Origin of the sequence: Paenibacillus sp. tmac-D7 (assembly GCF_006519665.1) — a bacterium.
GTDB classification, from domain to species: domain Bacteria; phylum Bacillota; class Bacilli; order Paenibacillales; family NBRC-103111; genus Paenibacillus_G; species Paenibacillus_G validus.
In genome coordinates this window covers 1-19,642 of record NZ_VIDW01000024.1, presented here as the reverse complement: position 1 = coordinate 19,642, position 19,642 = coordinate 1, and the positions used below count along the sequence as shown (strand labels likewise).

The 19,642-nt window shown below is 55.9% G+C and carries 16 protein-coding genes and 1 pseudogene; 12 read left to right on the top strand and 5 right to left on the bottom strand.

From position 1 onward, the window contains the following. The first annotated feature begins 212 nt into the window (after positions 1–212). From larE to FKP33_RS16705, 8 genes are all read left to right on the top strand, one after another. Entirely contained in the window at positions 213–1,109 is an 897-nt protein-coding gene (gene larE, locus FKP33_RS16740) for an ATP-dependent sacrificial sulfur transferase LarE (protein WP_244932906.1), read from the top strand. Then, positions 1,106–2,107 carry a 2-hydroxyacid dehydrogenase gene (locus FKP33_RS16735; RefSeq protein WP_127605787.1) on the top strand — a complete coding sequence of 334 codons (1,002 nt, stop codon included), beginning with the start codon at positions 1,106–1,108 and terminating at the stop codon, positions 2,105–2,107. Before larE ends, FKP33_RS16735 begins: the two co-directional genes overlap by 4 nt. Positions 2,108–2,303: 196 nt before the next feature. Continuing rightward, positions 2,304–3,755: a PTS mannitol transporter subunit IIBC gene (locus tag FKP33_RS16730; protein ID WP_141335816.1), complete on the top strand. Its 1,452-nt coding sequence runs from the start codon at positions 2,304–2,306 to the stop codon at positions 3,753–3,755. Positions 3,756–3,828: 73 nt separating this feature from the next. Next, a complete protein-coding gene (locus FKP33_RS16725) occupies positions 3,829–5,898 on the top strand; it encodes a BglG family transcription antiterminator (RefSeq protein ID WP_164751738.1) in 2,070 nt (689 codons plus the stop codon). Beyond that, positions 5,895–6,332 carry a PTS mannitol transporter subunit IIA gene (locus FKP33_RS16720; RefSeq protein WP_127605793.1) on the top strand — a complete coding sequence of 146 codons (438 nt, stop codon included), beginning with the start codon at positions 5,895–5,897 and terminating at the stop codon, positions 6,330–6,332. Before FKP33_RS16725 ends, FKP33_RS16720 begins: the two co-directional genes overlap by 4 nt. Continuing rightward, positions 6,329–7,486, top strand: coding sequence for a mannitol-1-phosphate 5-dehydrogenase (locus FKP33_RS16715; RefSeq protein ID WP_127605795.1), 1,158 nt, complete (start codon positions 6,329–6,331; stop codon positions 7,484–7,486). Before FKP33_RS16720 ends, FKP33_RS16715 begins: the two co-directional genes overlap by 4 nt. Before the next feature lie 33 nt (positions 7,487–7,519). Continuing rightward, positions 7,520–9,265: a phosphoenolpyruvate--protein phosphotransferase gene (ptsP, locus tag FKP33_RS16710; RefSeq protein ID WP_127605797.1), complete on the top strand. Its 1,746-nt coding sequence runs from the start codon at positions 7,520–7,522 to the stop codon at positions 9,263–9,265. A 25-nt stretch (positions 9,266–9,290) separates the two neighbouring features. Then, entirely contained in the window at positions 9,291–9,551 is a 261-nt protein-coding gene (locus FKP33_RS16705) for an HPr family phosphocarrier protein (RefSeq protein WP_127605799.1), read from the top strand. Between the two features lie 68 nt (positions 9,552–9,619). Here the strand turns inward: FKP33_RS16705 and FKP33_RS16700 are convergent, their stop codons facing one another. Then, positions 9,620–9,994, bottom strand: coding sequence for a hypothetical protein (locus FKP33_RS16700; RefSeq protein WP_127605801.1), 375 nt, complete (start codon positions 9,992–9,994; stop codon positions 9,620–9,622). 237 nt (positions 9,995–10,231) lie between these two features. On the opposite strand from FKP33_RS16700, the pseudogene FKP33_RS16695 reads away from it, so the two are divergent. Next, positions 10,232–10,722, top strand: a pseudogene (locus FKP33_RS16695) (cation efflux transmembrane domain-containing protein). 264 nt (positions 10,723–10,986) lie between these two features. Here FKP33_RS16695 and FKP33_RS16690 read toward each other — a convergent pair. Continuing rightward, positions 10,987–13,128: a HelD family protein gene (locus tag FKP33_RS16690; protein ID WP_127605803.1), complete on the bottom strand. Its 2,142-nt coding sequence runs from the start codon at positions 13,126–13,128 to the stop codon at positions 10,987–10,989. A gap of 226 nt (positions 13,129–13,354) precedes the next feature. Further along, positions 13,355–13,501, bottom strand: a complete 147-nt coding sequence (locus tag FKP33_RS16685; RefSeq protein WP_127605805.1) for a DUF4023 domain-containing protein — start codon at positions 13,499–13,501, stop codon at positions 13,355–13,357. 137 nt (positions 13,502–13,638) lie between these two features. Between FKP33_RS16685 and fumC the strand changes: the two genes are divergently transcribed. Beyond that, entirely contained in the window at positions 13,639–15,027 is a 1,389-nt protein-coding gene (gene fumC, locus FKP33_RS16680) for a class II fumarate hydratase (protein WP_141335815.1), read from the top strand. An 82-nt stretch (positions 15,028–15,109) separates the two neighbouring features. On the opposite strand, the gene FKP33_RS16675 is transcribed toward fumC, so the two are convergent. Both FKP33_RS16675 and FKP33_RS16670 read right to left on the bottom strand, forming a co-directional pair. Continuing rightward, a complete protein-coding gene (locus FKP33_RS16675; protein ID WP_054799406.1) occupies positions 15,110–15,499 on the bottom strand; it encodes an ArsR/SmtB family transcription factor in 390 nt (129 codons plus the stop codon). Between the two features lies 1 nt (position 15,500). Continuing rightward, positions 15,501–15,926 (bottom strand): SRPBCC family protein, encoded by a 426-nt coding sequence (locus tag FKP33_RS16670; protein ID WP_141335814.1) that lies wholly within the window; start codon positions 15,924–15,926, stop codon positions 15,501–15,503. Positions 15,927–16,246: 320 nt separating this feature from the next. Between FKP33_RS16670 and FKP33_RS16665 the strand changes: the two genes are divergently transcribed. Together FKP33_RS16665 and FKP33_RS16660 are read left to right on the top strand one after the other, a co-directional pair. Beyond that, entirely contained in the window at positions 16,247–17,494 is a 1,248-nt protein-coding gene (locus FKP33_RS16665; protein ID WP_127605809.1) for a GTP-binding protein, read from the top strand. Positions 17,495–17,741: 247 nt separating this feature from the next. Then, the coding region (locus tag FKP33_RS16660) for a DNA topoisomerase 3 (RefSeq protein ID WP_141335813.1) at positions 17,742–19,642 on the top strand (1,901 nt) is incomplete at its 3' end.

The following is a 19,642-nucleotide window of genomic DNA, read 5'->3' as shown; positions in this document are numbered from 1 at the left end:
CCAAAGAGCCGGCCGCATAGACCGGGAGAGACCATTCGATGGAACAAAAAAGGGGGAAACGACGTGCGTAGAGGCATGCGCGAAAGCGCGGTTTCCGCCGTTTGATACAAAAACCGTTTCTTCTTCTTGCAAAAGCGATTATAATAAGTAAAGCGGACCACTCGGGTGACCGTAAGACGGAAGACGTGTGCAATGCTTGGAGAAGCACACTTATGGAGGCTGAACAGATGAGCGTCACCGATAACCAGATGAATCAGAAATACGAGAAGCTTAAAGATATACTGCGCGGCATGGGGAAAGTAGTCGTTGCCTTCTCCGGCGGCGTTGATAGCGCATTCCTGCTGAAAGCGGCCCTTGAGGAGCTTGGCAGCGACAATGTTCTTGCGATCACGGCCGATTCGGAGACGTATCCCGCCCGCGAGAAGGAAGAGGCTATTGTGCTCGCCAGATCGTTAGGCGCACCGCACGAAGTCATCCCGACCAGTGAGCTGAACATCCCCGGCTATGCCGAAAATCCGACCAACCGCTGCTATTTTTGCAAAAATTCGCTGTTCGATCACTTGATTCCGATCGCCGAAGCCAAAGGGTATCCGTACGTCGTCTTCGGCGCTATCGCCGACGATCTCGGCGAGCACCGTCCGGGTCTGCAAGCCGCGCATGAACGGGGCGTACGCGCGCCGCTGCTGGAGGCGGGCATCCTGAAGTCCGAAATCCGCCACATGTCGCGTCTCTTCGGATTGAAGACGTGGGATAAGCCTTCGTTTGCTTGCTTGTCTTCGCGAATTCCATACGGCGAGCTGATCACGGCGGAGAAGCTGTCGATGATCGACCGTGCCGAGGATTTCATCATGCAGCTCGGGTTTCGGCAAGTGCGGGTGCGTCAACACGACAATTTGGCCCGCATCGAAGTGCCGGCTGCCGACCTGGCTGCCCTGCTGCCGATTGCCGAGACGGTGCACGCAAAGCTGCGGGAGATCGGATATGCGTACGTCACGCTCGATTTGAAGGGCTATCGTTCAGGCAGCTTGAATGAAGTGCTGCCGGCGGAGCAGCAAGCCGTCCAGGCTGCGGTTTCCGCCTCCGGGCAGAAAGGGAGGGTGCATATATGAAGTCGAACAAACCGAAGGTTTACATATCGAAGCCCGTTCCGCCGGAAGTTCTGGCCTATTTGCAAGAGCACTGCGAATGCCGGATGTGGGACGGACAAGGCACCGCCTCCCGTCAGCAGCTGCTTGCCGAATTAAGCGAAGTAGAAGGTTTGCTGATGACCGGCGTACCGATCAACGAGGAACTGCTTGATCGCGCGCCGAAGCTGCGCGCTGTCAGCACCATCTCGGTCGGCTATAACCATTTCGATATTGAGGCGATGAGAGCGCGCGGCGTGATCGGCACGCACACGCCTTATGTGCTGGACGATACGGTGGCTGACTTGGTGCTTGCGCTCATGCTGTCCGCGGCACGGCGCATTCCCGAGCTGGATGCGTTCGTGAAGCAGGGACGTTGGCAGCGCGGTCAGGGGCTGACCGACGAAGACTTCTTCGGGTTCGACGTGCATCATCGCACGCTCGGTCTCATCGGGATGGGCCGCATCGGGGACGCGATCGCGCAGCGGGCGGTGCACGGCTTCGGCATGCAGCTGCTCTATCATAACCGTTCGCGCAAGCCGGAAGCGGAAGAGCGGTTTCAAGCTGTTTATTGCGAGCTTGACGAGCTGCTGCGGCGCTCGGACTTCGTCGTCATGATGACGCCGCTGACCCCTGAGACGACCCGGATGATCCGCCGCGAGCATTTCGATTTGATGAAGCCGACGGCATTCTTCATCAACGCTTCACGCGGCCAGACCGTCGACGAAGCCGCGCTGTTCGATGCGCTTCAATCCGGCAGCATCCGCGGCGCCGGACTCGATGTGTTCGATCCGGAGCCTCCTCGGCCGGATCATCCGTTCTTCACGCTGCCGAACGTCGTCACGCTGCCGCATATCGGTTCGGCGACGGCCGCCACCCGTCTCGATATGGCCATGCTCGCCGCACGCAATCTCGTGGCAGCGCTTCATGGCGAGCAACCGCCGAACATTGTACCGGAACTGCTCGAACGGATCGAGCGATAACCCCAAAGTCCGCTTTTCGCTTTAGAGCGAGGGCGGGCTTTTTTGACGCGCCGGGCTCCTTAAAAGTTGTCATCAGCGATGATGACGAAACCTCCTTTTCCTTCGATTGAAATTGAAAGCGTTACACTTTACGATTAGTTCATAACCCTTTGCGGAATAATGATCAGGCAAAGGAAAGAAGTGAGGAGGATACCTAATGAGCGAGCACACCAAACAACAAGCTTCTCCCGGGGGGGTCCGGGTAGCGGTGCAGCGTTTCGGTCGTTTCTTGAGCGGAATGGTGATGCCGAATATGGGAGCTTTTATCGCATGGGGGTTAATTACCGCCTTGTTTATTCCAACCGGATGGTTTCCGAATGAATATTTAGCCAAACTTGTCGGGCCCATGATTACGTACTTGCTGCCGCTGTTGATCGGTTATACCGGCGGAACGATGATTCACGGTACGCGCGGCGGCGTCATTGGCGCGGTGGCCACGATGGGCGTCGTCGTCGGAGCGGATATTCCGATGTTTATGGGCGCCATGATCGTCGGACCTGCGGCGGCTTGGGTTCTGAAGAAGTTCGATAAATCGATCGAAGGCAAAATCCGTTCAGGGTTTGAGATGCTGGTCAACAACTTCTCGGCGGGAATCATCGGCGCCGCGCTTGCGTTGGTCGCCTACACCGGCATCGGACCTGTTGTGCAGGCTATCAGTAAAACACTTGCCGCCGGGGTTGAATTCCTGATCAACAACGGGCTGCTTCCGCTGGCGAACGTCTTGATCGAGCCGGGTAAGATTCTGTTTCTCAACAATGCGATCAATCACGGCGTATTAGGTCCGATCGCCTTGGATCAAGCGGCTAAGACCGGTCAGTCGATCATTTTCATGCTGGAATCGAACCCTGGTCCGGGACTTGGCATTCTGCTGGCCTACTGGCTCGTCGGCCGCGGCTCGGCGAAACAATCGGCGCCGGGCGCCGCGATCATTCACTTCCTTGGCGGTATTCATGAAATTTACTTCCCGTACATTCTAATGAATCCGCGACTGATCCTCGCCGCTATTGCCGGCGGTGTCGTAGGCAGCTATACGTTCTCGATCTTCGGTGCGGGACTTGTGGCGACGCCTTCTCCGGGCAGTATATTCGCTTACCTTGCGATGGCTCCTAAGGGAGGATTGCTCCCGGTGCTCAGCGGGGTGGTGACGGCAACGGTCGCTTCGTTCCTCATCGCTTCGGCGCTCTTGAAGACGAGCGGTAAGGAGCAGGATGGTGATCTTGAACAAGCAACCGAGCAAATGAAACAAATGAAAAATGCAGGCAAGGACGCAAATCCGGCTTCTGCGGCTCCCGCGGCGGCGGCAGGCACAACAACCGTTGTGAAAGCGAAGTCCGAAGTTCAGAAAATCGTCTTCGCCTGCGATGCCGGAATGGGCTCCAGCGCTATGGGTGCGTCGATCCTGCGGAAAAAAATAAATAAAGCCGGTATCCCGGTCACGGTAACCAATACGGCGATCAGCGAAATTCCGCAGGATGCGGATATCGTCATCACCCACAAATCGTTGACGGAACGGGCCAAATTGGTCGCGCCCAAGGCGGAGCATATTTCGATCGACGACTTTCTGAAAAGCCCGGAATACGATTCATTGATTAACAGATTAGGTGAATAAAGTTTAATTTGACGCTGGCGAAAAATTTCGTCGGCGTCAAGCCCATTTCTTGTAAGCAGGGATGATTCAGCCTATGCGGAAGGTGTCCAATCGACAGCGACAAATATTAGAGCTGCTGCTCAGCAGACAAGGTGAAATTACCGCCGGTGAAATCGCCGATGCCATTAAAGTGAGCACCCGGACCGTTCATCGCGAGCTTCCGGAAATCGAATCGATTTTGCTGGCCGAAGGACTGACGCTATCCAAGAAGTCCGGGGTCGGCATCCAGCTTCAGGCGGAGCCCGGTCAGCTAGAGGCCCTTTCACGGCGGCTTCTCCGATTGGATACCGATGCCCACACCGCAGACGAACGAAAGGTTCTTATCCTGTGCCGGCTTCTCGATTCCGTCGAACCGATCAAGCTGTTCACGCTGTCGCATGAGCTGCATGTTACCGAGCCTACGATCAGCGCGGATTTGGACGAACACGAAGACGGGTTGAGCAAAGAAGGCTTGACGTTGGTGCGAAGAAGAGGATACGGCATCCAGCTGGTCGGGCCGGAACCGGCCAAGCGATCTGTGATTGCCAGGCTCGCCAGAGACCGTCTGGACGACTCCGACCTATTTGGCAAGCCCGGCAATCCTTCCCCGCATCCGGTTACGCGCAAGCTGCTGGAGATGATCGGAAAGAGCAGCTTTTTCAGGGTCGAGCAGGCGGTTTGGCAGTTGGAGGAGCAGTGGCCTACGCAGTTGTCGGAGGCGGCTTACACGGAGCTGCTTATTCGGCTGTCCGTCGCCATAACGCGCGTGCGTCAGGGCCGGTGCATCAAACCCGGAGAATATAGTGCCAAATCGCAAGCAGACCGGGAAACGCATAGCAGACTGGCGCTATTCGCCGAATTGCTGGAGCTGGACTTGTCCCCTGAAGAGTCCGGGTATTTCGCGGATTTGCTTTCCTTCTGGAAGGGGACTCCGTCTCAAGAGCTGCTGCTTCAAGACGATATGGATATGGTGGAAACCGTCGTGAATCTGATTCGTTTCGTCGAGGAGCGCATCAAGGTCCCGCTGCTTTCCGATCGTTCGCTGGTGGAAGGCCTGCTGCATCATTTGAAGCCGGCGCTGGAGCGAATCGAGCAGGGCGAAGCCATTCGCAATCCGCTGCTCTCCCAAATCAAGCGAGACTTCGAATCGCTATTCCTCACGGTCCGCCAAGTGGTTGACCGGACGATTCGGGGACTTCAAATTCCCGACGAGGAAATCGGTTATCTGGTCATGCATTTCGGAGCGGCTCTGGAACGTGCCAAGCAATTCTCCCGTCATGTCCGGGCGCTGATCGTATGTACCAGCGGTATCGGTTCGTCCAAGCTGCTGGCGGCACGAATTACGAAAGAGCTCCCGCAGATCGACATTGTCGGACACGCTTCCTGGTTCGAGGCGGCTCATCGACCGAAAGAGGATTACGATCTGATTATCTCGACCGTTGATCTCCCCGTGGAAGCCGACCAGTACATCAAACTGAGTCCGCTGCTTACGGCGGACGAGACGGAACGACTGAGAAAATTTATTCAAACGATTCTCATCGAAAGACCGTCCTCGGAGCAGGACGGCATTCTCCAAGCGGGTGGTACCGTTGACCGGTTGCGTATGCTGAAACGTTACGTCGAGGAAATGATCCGACTGCTCGACCGGTTTGAGGTTTATCGGCTGGACGGTCAACGTGTCAACTACGAGCTGCGAGACGTCATTACGGACATTTGCAGGGTGGTTCAGCAGGCTTACGGCATAGAGCCTATCGAAACCGTGGTTTCGCAATTGTTGGCCCGGGAAAGCTATGGAAGCCAGGTCATTCCGGGAACGGAGCTGGCCCTGCTGCATACCCGAAGCGATTCGGTGCAGGAGCCGCTTGTCGCGTTGTTTGTCCTGAACCCGCCGGTCCATATGGGTCCTGAAGGCCGGCACGCCGTGACGCAAGCATTGCTGATGCTTGCTCCGATGGAATTGCCGCGGGAGAGCCTGGAGGTGCTGAGCGAAATTAGCGCCATGCTGCTGCTGCCGGAATTCATCGTTCAGCTCGGGACCGCCGATGCCGAGACGATTCGCCGCGCGATATCGGAAGAGCTGGAACAATTTATACAAACAAAAATGGAATGGAGAGAGACGAAATGAGCATTGTATCCCAAGATAAAGTGAGACTGAACGTAAAAGTGAACGATAAATATGAGGCGATCCGGATAGCTGGACAGCTTCTGGTCGATGCCGGCCATGTGCCTTCCGAATATGTGGATAAAATGATCGAACGCGAGCGCTCGCTCTCTACCTATATGGGCGGCGGTCTGGCGATTCCTCATGGCACGAATGAGGCTAAGGCGCTGATCAAGTCGACCGGACTGTCGGTTGTCATCGTGCCGGACGGTGTCGACTTCGGTGAAGGCGAGCGCGCGAACCTGATCATCGGTATTGCCGCTGCGGGCGACGAGCACCTCGAAATTTTAACGAACGTTGCGATGCTTGTGTCCGAAGAGGAGGATATGAAGCGAATTTTGAATGCTTCTTCGGAGGCGGAACTAGTCGATATTTTCGAAAGTGGGCTGGACGCATGAGGGCGGTTCATTTTGGAGCAGGGAACATCGGCAGAGGTTTCATCGGATTGCTGTTGTCGCGGGCGGGCTATGAGGTTTGCTTCGTGGACGTGAACGCGTCGCTCGTGGATTTGCTGCGCGAACGCGGGCAGTATACAGTCACGCTGGCGAACGCGCAGGCGGATGCCGAGCTTGTACGGAACGTGACCGCGGTTAACGGTACGAACCTGGAGCAAGTCGCGGAGGCGATCGCAGGTGCGGATTTAGTGACGACGGCGGTCGGCGTGTCGGTTCTTAAGCACATTGCCCCGTCTATCGCCCAGGGAATCCGGGTCCGGCTGCGCGCTTCCGCCGCGCCGTTGCCCGTCATTGCGTGCGAGAATGCGATCGGCGGCAGCACCCAGCTTAAGGAACAGGTGTATGCGCATCTGACGCCCGAAGACCGTGTGCTGGCGGATGGCCTCGTTGCCTTCCCGGATGCGGCCGTCGATCGGATCGTGCCGCTGCAGCACCACGAGGACCCGCTGCAGGTAACGGTCGAGCCTTTCTACGAATGGGTCGTCGACCGGTCCGCGATGCCGTCCGGCTTTCAGGAAATTGCCGGCGTTCATTATGTCGAGAAGCTGGAGCCCTATATCGAGCGCAAGCTGTTCACCGTCAATACGGGACATTGCTGCGCGGCCTATCACGGCTATCTTGCAGGCTGCTCCACGATTCAGGAAGCGATGAGCAGCGAGGCGATCCGGGCGGAGGTAGCGTCCGTTCTGCAAGAAACAGGCGCCATGCTGGTGCGCAAATTCGGATTTGACGCAAAGGAACATGAGACCTATGCGGCTAAAATTATGGATCGCTTCACGAATCCGTATATCGATGACGAGGTCGTACGGGTCGGGCGTTCGCCGATCCGCAAGTTGTCCCCGAATGATAGGCTCGTTCGTCCGGCGCTCTTGGCGCATGAGCTGGGCATGGAGGTGCCGCATCTGGCTGCCGGGATGGCCGCCGCGCTGTTGTTCGACTATCCCGAAGATCAGGAAGCTGCGGCCATTCAGGCTTTAATTGCCGAACACGGCATTCATCATGCTATTGAAACGTACACGGGTCTGCCTGGGGAGCATCCCATTCATCAAAACGTATATAACCGTTATGAAGCGTTGAAGCTGACGGTTAAGCGTTAATCATCAGAGAAAAGCATAAGGAGGGATTGAGTGATGTCCCATGTACTTACTGGAATTGCCGCTTCCCCGGGTTTCGCCATTGCGAAGGCCGTGCCGCTGCAAGCCGAGAAGTATGTTCCTCAGCGCCGCAGCATCGATGATGTTCCGGCGGAGACGGAACGGTTCCGGAAGGCGGTAGCGGAGGCCAAACGGGAGCTGGAAGCCATCAGGCAATCAACGGAAGAAAGGCTGGGCCCCGATAAAGCGGAAATTTTCGAAGGGCATCTGCTGCTGCTGGAAGATCCGGAGCTGATCGATGCAGCCGCCGAGCAGATCGCCGAACAAGCGGTCGATGCGGAGTACGCGCTCTATGAAGTGTCACAATCGTTCATCGAGGCGCTGCTGTCGCTCGATAACGAATTGCTGCGCGGCCGCGCAGTCGATCTGCAGGATGTGGCCGGACGCGTGATCAATCATCTGCGGGGCGTGTCGCACACGACCGTTTCCAGCTTGCTGGAAGCGTGCATTATCGTGGCTGAGGACTTGACGCCTTCGGATACGGCGCAATTAAATTTGGAAATCGTTCGCGGCTTTGTCACCGAAATCGGCAGCCGCACGTCGCACTCGGCCATTATGGCCCGGTCGCTCGATGTACCGGCCATTGTCGGGGCAGGCGCGGGCGTCCATGCCATTCAGGCGGGGGATACGGTAGTTCTGGATGCATTGGAGGGCCGTATTGTGGTCAATCCAAGCGATGCCGAGCTGGCAGACTATCGGGAGAAGCAGGCGCAGTATGAGCGGCGCAAGGCCGAGCTGGCGCGATTGAAGGATCGACCAACCGAATCCGCTGACGGACACCGGGTCGAATTGGCGGCAAATATCGGCAGTGTGGAAGATGTGGCGAAGGCGCTCGAGAACGGGGCGGAAGCCATCGGCCTTTTCCGTACGGAATTTCTATATATGGGCAGAACGTCGTTGCCGACCGAGGAAGAGCAGTATAACAGCTACAAGCACGTGCTTGAGAAAATGGAAGGAAAGCCCGTCGTCATCCGGACGCTCGACATTGGCGGCGACAAGGAACTTCCTTACATGAGCCTGCCGAAGGAAAGCAATCCGTTCCTCGGACTGCGGGCGCTCCGCTTGTGCCTGAGCCGCGAGGATTTATTCCGTACGCAGCTGCGCGCGCTGCTGCGCGCCAGCCGTCACGGGCAGTTGAAAATCATGTTTCCGATGATTTCCGTACTTGATGAGCTGCTTGAAGCCAAACGGCTGCTGCAGGAAGAGAAAGAGAAGCTGCTGCGGGAAGGGGAGGTCGTAGCGGAGCGCATCGAGGTCGGGATGATGATCGAGGTGCCGGCTGCCGCGATCGGTGCCGATATTTTCGCCAGCGAGGTTGATTTTTTCAGCATCGGCACGAACGATTTGATCCAATACATGATGGCGGCCGACCGGATGAACGAAACGGTCTCGTACTTGTACCAGCCATGCCACCCGACGGTGCTGCGGCTCGTGCAGACGGTTATCCGCGCCGCCCGGCGCGAAGGCAAATGGGTCGGCATGTGCGGCGAAATGGCCGGCGACGAAACGGCGATTCCGCTGCTGCTCGGTCTCGGCCTGCACGAGTTCAGCATGAGTGCGAGCTCGATCTTGCCGAGCCGGGCATTGATCGGCACGTTATCTCAACGCGAGTGGGAGGGGCTGGCCGAGCAGGCGCTGACGCTTCGCAGCCAGCAGGAAGTCAAACAATTGGTGCGTGAGCGCTTGTCCCGGCCAAAGGCGCACAGCGCAGCGACCCTCTAAATTTAAAGGAACGAGGTAATCAAACATGATCAGTCAAACATTTACCGTTATCAACCCGACAGGGTTCCATGTGCGTCCTTCCAAGGAATTCGTACAAACCGCAAGCGCCTTTCCTTGTAAAATCAACGTGATCAACAAAGATAAAAAAGCGAATGGAAAAAGCTCGATCAGTATGCTGACCCTCGGCATCGCGGCCGGCGATCAGGTGGTGCTTGAAATCGACGGCGAACAAGAGGCCGAAGCCATGGAAAAGCTCGGCGCCTTACTTGTGAAAATATATGAGTAGTTTGCCTAAAACCGATAACCTTGCTCCGTTTGTACGGGGTAAGGTTATTTTTTTATTGAACCCCCGGCTTAGTCGCCCATTTGCAAATTTCTTACGCGTCTTCGCAGCTCGGCGGCCACTTCTGTAGGATTTTCGTGTTGAAAAATGACATAGGCGTACTTGTTGTGTCCTTCCAATTCAATAATGACAAGGGACTGACGGCTCTCGTAAGAGAGAAAGTACCACTTGTCCGCATGCTTGAAGCTCCCCTCGTAAATATGAAGCGGCGATATGGAAGTGCCAGGCATTCTAAGCATCCATCTGGGGGCATCGAAATCATCCACAAATACGCTTTTGATCGTCGAATAGGGAATGGTTACTTTTTGTTTGAGAGCGAAGAAACAGTGCAGTCCCGTGAGATTTAAAGTAAATTCGGTCTCTCCAAACCGGACAGTTCTTCCCATACTCTTGACGCCTCCTTTGTTCATGAATGATACCCTAATCATATCATAAGTGGATTTCCGCTATCCTCAGATGCACACAAGATATCCGTTGAATACGGGTTGAATAGAGCCCGGTTCAGACTGGCTATTTCATGTTTAAAACGGAATAGAGCCTTTTTTGGCCTATTTTCGGGAATAATAAGGATTGAAACGGTTAGTTGGATGAGTCCGATGTACTTCGGCATCTGGAGGTGTGTTATGAGCAGCTTTTGGAAGTGGGTCAAAAAAGGAAATACGTCTTCGGCTGTGGCCGCATTAGGCAACGCGGCGATTGCGATTCTGAAAGGCGTCGCCGCAGCGCTCAGTGGAAGCGGTGCAATGTTTGCATCGGCCATGCACTCGGTTGCGGACGCCGTAAACCAAGGCTTCGTCTTCGTGGGCAGCGTACTGGCGTCGCGGCGCCGGTTGAAGTGGAATCGAAGATCGCCCGGATGATTCTGGACAGCCCGGATGTGACGGATATCAACAAGCTGCGCATTATTCAAGAAGGGCGCGCGTATCACGTCGAAGGGTACATCGAGCTGCGGAAGGGGCTTACGCTTGCGGATGCGGATGACATTAAGTTCCGCGTGCGCGACAAGCTGCTGGCCGAGTCCGACATTACCGACGTGACGCTCGGGATCATTGAGGACAACGGGGTTCAGGATTGGAAGGGCCGTGAAGAAAGGCCGGTGAACGGCGGCGTGTAAGGGTAAGAGGGTGTGCTGCTGGCTCCCTTTACGTCTTTATCGTAACCATAGCAGAACAGCGATGCGCAATTTGATCGAAATGGGTACCGCTATACTCTCAAAAGACCAATAAAGCACCCCCTGTCCGTTATGGTTTGCCGCAGTCCCCGCATGCTCCGAGTAAGGAATCATCGTTCCTCTATGTTTTTTTGCCGCCGATACGGAGGCTTCCGGCTATGCCTGAAGGATGTCGATCCATCCTGTAACGCAGTCATGGCGTTCATGCTACCCGAATGCAAGCGGCGACGGTTCCGTTTCGTAGAACAGTTTCAGCTCATGCAGAGCGCGCGTGCAGCCGACATAGAGCAGCTTGGCATCCCACGTCGTTCGCTCATAGTGGACGGGATCGACGTCGACGATCAGCACCGTATCGAACTCCAAGCCCTTGGCCATATAAACCGGAAGGACGGACACGCCGCCTTCGTAATGCTGCTGACCGGCGCTGATACGATGCACCTGTCCGCAGCCCGCTTGCAGCAGCGCTTCGTGAAGCACCGTGCTGCCGCACTCGGTACGCGTCAAGATGGCCAGCGTGCCTGCCTCTTGCTTTGCCCGAAACCGGGCAATCTCCTCGACCAGCCGCGGCACCAGCGCCGCTCCCGGAACCTGCTCCAGCTCGACCTCGTCGCCGCTGCGAAACACAGGTACAGCGAGGGCCGGAGGCTCTTCGGGCGCTCGCTGAAGCACGCTGTTCGCGAACTGAATGATTTCCGTCGTCGACCGGTAGCTGCGGTTGAGGGTGAAAAATCCGCGCTGCTCCGGCGCAAACAAGTCCAGCAGCTCCTCCCAGCGATGAATGCCTTGGTAGGCATGGATGCCTTGCGACAAATCGCCCAAGATCGTAAACGACCCGTTCTTCGTATGATGGGACAGCAGCGCGACTTGAAACGGCGAGAAGTCCTGCGCTTCGTCGATTACCGTATGATCGAACCGGTGGTTGCCGGGAATGCCATGGAATCGCTCGCGGATGTAGAGAAGAGGCGCCAAATCTTCGGGCTGCACCCGCTTTTTTTTCGCCAGCAGGCGGGTTTGCTCGCGTATCGGTTCGGGAATCGCCAAGCCGTCCGATCCCGCCCGGACAAAAGCCGCGGCTTCCGCTTCGGGCTGAACCAACTCCTTATAGAACGCAAACGGGGAGTAAGCCGTCCAACGTTTGCCATATTCACGCAGCCGCGTCGTTAATTTCTTCTTATATTCCTTCCGAAGGTGAACTTCCCATACTTTGTCCAGCTCCATCTCGGCCCAGCGCTTCATACGGGCAAGTACGCGTTCGCGTCGCTTCATCAACGGCTCGTGCTTGTTCTCTACATCGTACCATTGCTTTACGATCGCGGCAGGCAGCTTCTTGCCTTCCCACGGTGAGAACGGTTCCGTCGGAACCGCCTGCGCTTCATACGCCTTCAGCATGCTGTCGATCCAGTGCATGTAACGAATCGAGCCCTTGAAACGTCCCGGAGCGGTATCATCGGCGGCGGGTCGGTCCGCACCGACCTGAAACCATCGATTCAACCGTTCGCCCGAATCGGCGAGCGAAACTTCGTCCTCCAGCAGTTCCAGCGCCCAGTCGGTAAACGTCGTTTGTTGGATATGGCCGACGCCGAGCTCGGGCAGCACGCCGGAAATATAATCGAGGAACATCCGGTTCGGCGCAAAAATAATCATTTTCTCCGCTTTCACTTGATCGCGGTATTGGTAGAGGAGGAACGCTAAACGGTGCAGCGCGACGGTCGTCTTGCCGCTCCCTGCGACGCCTTGGATGACGAGTGCGTCGTTCTTGCCCGCCCGGATGATCGCGTCCTGTTCCGCTTGTATGGTCGACACGATATCGCGCAGCTTATTGTCCTTGTTTTCCCCGAGCCGGTACAGCAGAAATTCGTCCGTCACGGCCATCGCATCCGATTCGCGGTCGAAGGTATCGACCACCCGTTGCAAAATCTGCTTGCGGATGACGAGATTTCGTTTCAAATAGACGAGCCCCGCCACGGTGCCGTCCGGCGACTCGTAGCTGGCGGCGTCACGCCCGCCGGTGAACGAGTAGAACAAGCTGGCGGCCGGCGCCCGCCAATCGATCACGAGCAGCTCGGGCGAATCGGCTTTCTCTACGCCGAATTTACCGATATACATGGGCGTAGGTTCGGGCTTGCCTTCTTCCTGAAAGTCGAGCCGGCCGAAATAAGGTTCGGGGGTCGCTTGCGCGAGGTTGCGGCGTTTCGTCTCGCGGATCGATTCCAGGACCTGCTCCGACACATCTTGACCGGTGTAACGGGGAACGGCTTCGAGCCTTGCAAGATGATCTTCCATCTCGCGGATCGTTTGCTCCAAATGAGCAAGTTCCTCTTGATAAGCCTGGTGCAAAGCGGTTTCCATCTTCATACCTCCCGTTTAATGAGATCCCAATAACTGACAACAGGAGGTCGATTATAACATAAAGCAGGAAGGTCGGCAACCGGCGTTGAATCCGGTTATTGCGGCTGAAGCGGCAACCTATTATTATAGAATCAGAGAATGGCAAATTCCGGTATAAAAGAAAAGATAAACAGCCCGCCGCCGGCCTCGAGGGCCGAACGTCAGGCTGCCGTTGCCATTCCGGGAGTCAGCCTCCGTTGAGGTGTTTCTTGGATGCCAGCATTTTCTCCGGATCGCCCTTCCCTTGGTGCTCGCGGTTTTTCTCGTCTTTGGCTTGTGTATCGTGGAGCTTCGCTACAAACTCCCCGGTTGTTCCTTTCAAGTCATCGCGCATACTGATCCCTCCTTTCACGCAACACGTAGTATGCCCGTAGTCGAATGAAATCACCCGAATCGCCGCAAGGATAAAACAGTCGTTCTTACGATAAACTAAACGGATGGACGATGGTAAAAAAAGGAGGACTAGCCGTAATGGAATACCGGATCGAGAAGGATACGATGGGTGAAATTCAAGTGCCCGCGGATAAGCTGTGGGGTGCGCAAACGCAGCGCAGCCGCGAAAATTTCAAAATCGGCACAGAGAGAATGCCGCTCGAGGTCGTTCATGCGTTCGGACTGCTGAAAAAAACGGCGGCGCAAGCGAACCTGAAGCTAAACAAGCTGGAAGCGGTTAAAGCCGAGGCGATCGTGCAGGCGGCCGGCGAGGTGGAGGAAGGGCGATGGGACGATCATTTCCCGCTCGTTGTATGGCAAACCGGCAGCGGTACGCAGTCGAACATGAACGCCAACGAAGTGATCGCGCGGCTGGCCAACGAGCAATTGGAGCGCCGGGGCGCGGACGTGCGCATCCATCCGAACGACGACGTCAACCGCTCGCAAAGCTCGAACGATACGTTCCCGACGGCGATGCATATCGCCGGTGTGCTGGCGCTGCATCGCCGGCTGTTTCCGGCACTGGACGCGCTGAAGGCGACGCTGAAACAAAAGTCCGAAGCGTTCGCGGACATTGTGAAAATCGGCCGGACGCACTTGCAGGATGCGACCCCGCTAACGCTCGGCCAGGAAATCAGCGGCTGGTGGGCGATGCTGGACAAAACCGAACGTATGATTCGGCAAAGTCTCGAGTCGATGTACGAGCTGGCGATCGGAGGCACGGCGGTCGGCACCGGACTGAATGCGCATCCGGCGTTCGGGGAGACGACCGCTGCGGAGATCGCCCGCGAAACCGGATTGCCGTTCGTCAGCGCCGACAACAAGTTTCACGGGCTGACGAGCCACGATCAGATCGTGTATACGCACGGGGCGTTGAAGGCTTTGGCGGCCGATTTAATGAAAATCGCCAACGACGTCCGCTGGCTGGCCAGCGGTCCGCGCAGCGGCATCGGCGAACTGACGATCCCGGAGAACGAGCCGGGCAGCTCAATCATGCCCGGCAAGGTGAACCCGACACAGAGTGAAGCGATGACGATGGTTGCCTGCCAGGTGATGGGCAACGACGCCGTAATCGGCTTTGCGGCAAGTCAAGGAAATTTTGAATTAAACGTGTTCAAGCCGGTCATCATTCACAATTTCCTGCAGTCGGTCCGCCTGCTCGCCGACGCGATGAATTCGTTCAACGAGCATTGCGCCGTCGGCATCGAACCGAACCGCGCGGTCATTACGCGCCATCTGGAGCAGTCGCTTATGCTGGTGACGGCGCTTAATCCGCATATCGGCTACGAGAAGGCGGCGTCGATCGCCAAGACTGCCCATCGGGAAGGGCTGACCCTGAAGGAAGCGGCGGTGCGCAGCGGCTACTTGACGGCTGAGCGGTTCGACGAGGTCGTACGGCCGGAGAACATGATTCGGCCGGAAGCGTAACTGGCGGCGGAGACAATAACAAGGCCTTGAGCATCACGCTCAAGGCCGTTTTTGTTACTAGCAAAGGGTTCATGTCATGCACTTACTTCCCGGAGTCCTTGCTGTTTCGATCGATCACTTCCAGCGGGCCATACAGGCCCGTCCCCTCCGAATCGCCGGACTCTACGAAACGCTTGAGCGTGGACAGCTTGTTTTCCCAAAAGCGCTCGTAATAAGCGAGCCATCGCTTCAATTCGAGGAGCGGTTCCGGTTCAAGCCGGTATCGCGTCTCTCGCCCGACTTTCCTATCCTTGACAAGACCTGCGTCGGCCAGAATGCGAAGATGCTTCGAAACGGCTGTCCGGCTTATCGGAAAGTGTCCGCTGATGACGGTGACAGGCATTTCCTGGTCGACAAGCAATTTCAGCAGCTTGCGGCGGGTAGGATCGGCGATCGCTTGAAAGACGTCGTTTTTCGCGGATGGAGCCGCCATCTTAGGCCTCTACATACTTGCGCAGCGACTGCTGAAGTCCGGCCCAGCCATTGTTCATGCGATCGCGCACCAGCGTGTGCGTTTCCCCGAATTCAGTGACTTTGTCGGCATCCCAGCCGGAATGGATCAGCGTAAACTCCGTTTTGCCGTCCAGGTCGATCAATTCGAAAGTCAGCGTCCAGTCCGCTCCCCATCGGAAGGAGAGCTTGTTCGGAGGATCGATTTCCGTTACTTTGCAGGGTGACTTGCCGAACGGACCCGCCTCCAAGTGAAACTCAAAGCCGGCTACAGGCTGAAAATCATTCGGCATGAACCAGGCCGCAATACCTTCGGATGTAGCAACGGCGTCCCACACCTTGCGAATCGGGGCGTTCAGCACCAGCGTCTGGCGAATGTCGGGCAGTGATTGTGAACGGTCGTTTTCCATGAGAATTCCTCCAATACCGGAATGGGTTGTTTGTTCGCTTGTGCTCTTATCGATAAGAAACCATTTGGTTTCGTTATGTATTATATGACACCTTTTGGTTGCATGTCAAATGATGGGATGCAGCGAGGGGAGGCACCAATTATTTAATCGTAATTAATACTATTTACAAAGGGGGCGAAATCAGATAGAATGTATTTAGATAGTAATAATTACGAATAAATCCAGGGTTGGAGTTTATTTTATGCTCAATATACGTAAATATTACGTATAATTAACTAACTGTTTTACTTGTGTAGTCCAAATAAAGGAGAGTGTGTCCCATGCAAGAAGCGCATATCGTCTCAAAGGAAAAGCTGCTGCCGGTCACAGTGTTGAGCGGGTATTTAGGAGCGGGCAAAACGACCGTGTTGAACCATGTGTTGAACAATCGCCAAGGCTTGAAGGTGGCCGTCATCGTCAACGACCTCAGCGAGGTGAATATCGACGCAGAGCTGATCAAAGAGGGAGGGGGCTTATCCCGCACGGAAGAAAAGCTGGTCGAGATGTCTAACGGCTGTATATGCTGTACACTGCGGGAGGACTTGCTGCGCGAGGTAGAGCGGCTGGCGAAGGATGGCCGATTCGATTACATCCTTATTGAATCGACCGGCGTAGGCGAACCGGTTCCCGTCGCGCAAACCTTCACGTATATCGATGAAGAGCACGGCATCGATCTGTCTACCTATTGCCGCCTCGATACCATGGTCACCGTCGTTGACGCTTACCGGTTCTGGCACGATTTCTCGTCCGGCGAGACGCTGCTGGAGCGGCAGCAGGCCGTGGGCGAAGACGATACGCGTGATGTCGTAGATTTGCTCATCAGCCAGATTGAGTTTTGCGACGTGCTGCTGTTGAACAAATGCGATCTCGTCCAGGAGGACGAATTGAATGAATTGGAGCAGGTGCTGCGTAAACTTCAGCCTCGGGCATCGATTGTTCGCACGTCTCACGGGAAGGTCGAACCGAAGGAGATTTTGAATACCGGACGGTTTAATTTCGAGAAAGCCAGTACGTCGGCCGGGTGGATGCAGGAGCTGCAGAACGCCCATCATACGCCGGAGACGGAGGAGTACGGTATATCTTCTTTCGTATACGAACGGCGCAGACCCTTCCATACGGAACGTCTGACGGCATGGATGGCCGATTGGCCGGAGGAGGTTGTCCGCGCGAAGGGTATTTTGTGGCTGGCTACCCGAAACGCGGTTGCCCAAAATTTAAGCCAAGCCGGCCCCTCGATTCAAATCGGACCGGCGGGCTTGTGGGTTGCCGCCCTTCCGGCAGCGGAAAGGGAGGCGACCTTGGCCGAAGAGCCCGAGCTCAAGCTGGATTGGGACCCGGTATACGGCGACCGGATCACCAAGCTTGTGCTGATCGGCATAAACATGGACAAGGCCGTACTAACCGAAGGACTCGACCGGTGCCTGCTGACCGACGCTGAGATGCAGTCGAACTGGAGCAAGTTGAAGGATGAACTGCCGAATGCCTCATCCGAACAACTCGAAATGATCCTGTCCGGCTCGGAAAAGTAGCGGTCTCCCGTTCGGCAACCGTCAAGACGCAAGGCGTGCGACTGCAATCCCCGTTGCTCCAAAGGACACGTTTCCCTTTCTTCTAGAAGGGGGAAGGTGTCCTTTTTCAGCTTCGCGAACGCTTCAAGCAAGCGTGGGAAACCTGGCCGAGAAGCATGCCGGATTACCGGCAGCGGGTTTACAAAGCTTCGATTATTCGTTACGATTGGCAAAGAAAGTTCTCTGGATACGGAGGCGCGTACAAGGTTTGAAAACTCTTATCATTGCCGAAAAACCGGATATGGGTCGCAATATTGCCGCCGCGATCGATCCGAAAGCGAAGAATCACAGGTCTTATCTCGAAGGTGAACAATACATTATTACTTGGGCGATCGGCCACTTGGTCGGTTTGGCCGAACCGGATGCGTATGATGAAAAATATAAGAAGTGGAACATCCACGACTTGCCGATCATTCCCGAACAGTTTAAACTGCTGCCCAATCTCAAAACAAAGGATCAGCTCAAGGTCATCGGGGACTTGGCCAAGCGAAGCAATTTGTTGATCAACGCATGCGATGCAGGGCGGGAAGGGCAGCACATTTTCTCCCTCATCCAGCGGTATTTAAAATTGAAACACCCGGTCAAACGGTTGTGGATCTCGGATTTGACCCCTGAAACGATCAGGAAAGGCTTTGCTGAATTGAAAGAAGGGGTGGAGTACGACAATTTAACGAAAGCGGCAAGAGCCCGCAGCGAAGCGGATTGGCTGATCGGTATGAACGGATCGCGCGCGTTCACGACCAAGCATCAGGTGCTGTTATCCGTTGGACGCGTGCAAACGCCCGTCTTGGCGCTGCTGTATGATCGCCAGAAGGAAATCGAAGCGTTCAGCTCCCATACCTTTTATGACGTAGAGGCTTATTTTCAGCAAGGGGCTGCGGAATACCGGGGTCTGTGGCAGGGGGATCGGCTAACGGACCCGGAGAAAGCCGGAGCGCTCGTCAACAAGGTAAAAGGCAAAGCGGGCACGATCCAGTCGTATGAAGTCAAGGACACGAAGGAATACCCGTTTAAGCTGTACGATTTGACCCTTCTGCAGCGGGAAGCGAATGCCAAGTTCGGATTTTCGGCCAAGAAAACGCTGGATGTGGCGCAGGCGCTTTACGAAAAACATAAGGTCATCAGCTACCCGAGAACGACATCCAATTATGTGACCGAGTCAAACATCCCGGAAATGCACAAGGCGCTTCAGCAGCTGCGCGGAACGGACTATCGTTCGTTTGTTGAAGCGGCCAATCCGCAGCTGGTGCACAAAAACAATAAAGCGGTTTGCAATCCGGCCAAAGTCGAGGATCATCACGCCATCCTGCCAACCCTCCGCACGGCGAAAGGGTTGGCGCCGGATGAGGCTAAAGTATACGATTTGATTGTAAGGCGCTTTTTAGCTCATTTTTATCCTGCTGCCGAATATAAGGTGCATACGGTGCTCACGGAAGTAGAGCGGGAAAAGTTCAAAACGACGGTGAAACAGCTGATTTCCTTGGGATGGAAAGTCCTGTACGCCGATCAGAAAAAGGAAAAGACAACGGCCAAATCCCGCGGTAAATCCGAGAAGGAGGACGATGACGAGAAAGCGGCGGAAGAGGAAGTGACAACTCCGTTCAACTTGGACCGAACGCAGGGCGTACACTGCGTGAACGCCATTGCCAAGGAGAAAGAAACCCAGCCCCCCAAAGCTTATACGGAAGGCACGCTGCTGAAAGCGATGGAAAGCGCCGGGAAGCAGATTGAGGACGAGGAGCTTCGCGACGCGATGAAAGATTCCGGCCTCGGCACGCCGGCCACGCGGGCCGCGATCATTGAGCGGCTGAAGCAGGTCGGCTATGTCGTCATGCAGGGCAAGCGCATCGAAATTACGACCAAGGGCCGTATGGCCGTCGAGTTGATCCGCGGGGCCGGCGTCGAGCTGCTCACTTCGCCGGAGATGACCGGCCACTGGGAGCGGCGGCTGAACGAGATTGCGCGCGGTGCGGCTTCCGACGAGACGTTCATGCAGAACGTCAAGAAATTCACCTTGTCGATCGTCAACAAGGTGCGGGTACAGCGGCCGGCCGCGAAGCAGGCGTTCGGCACCGATGCCGAGCCGGCCAAGGGCGAGAAGCCGAAGCG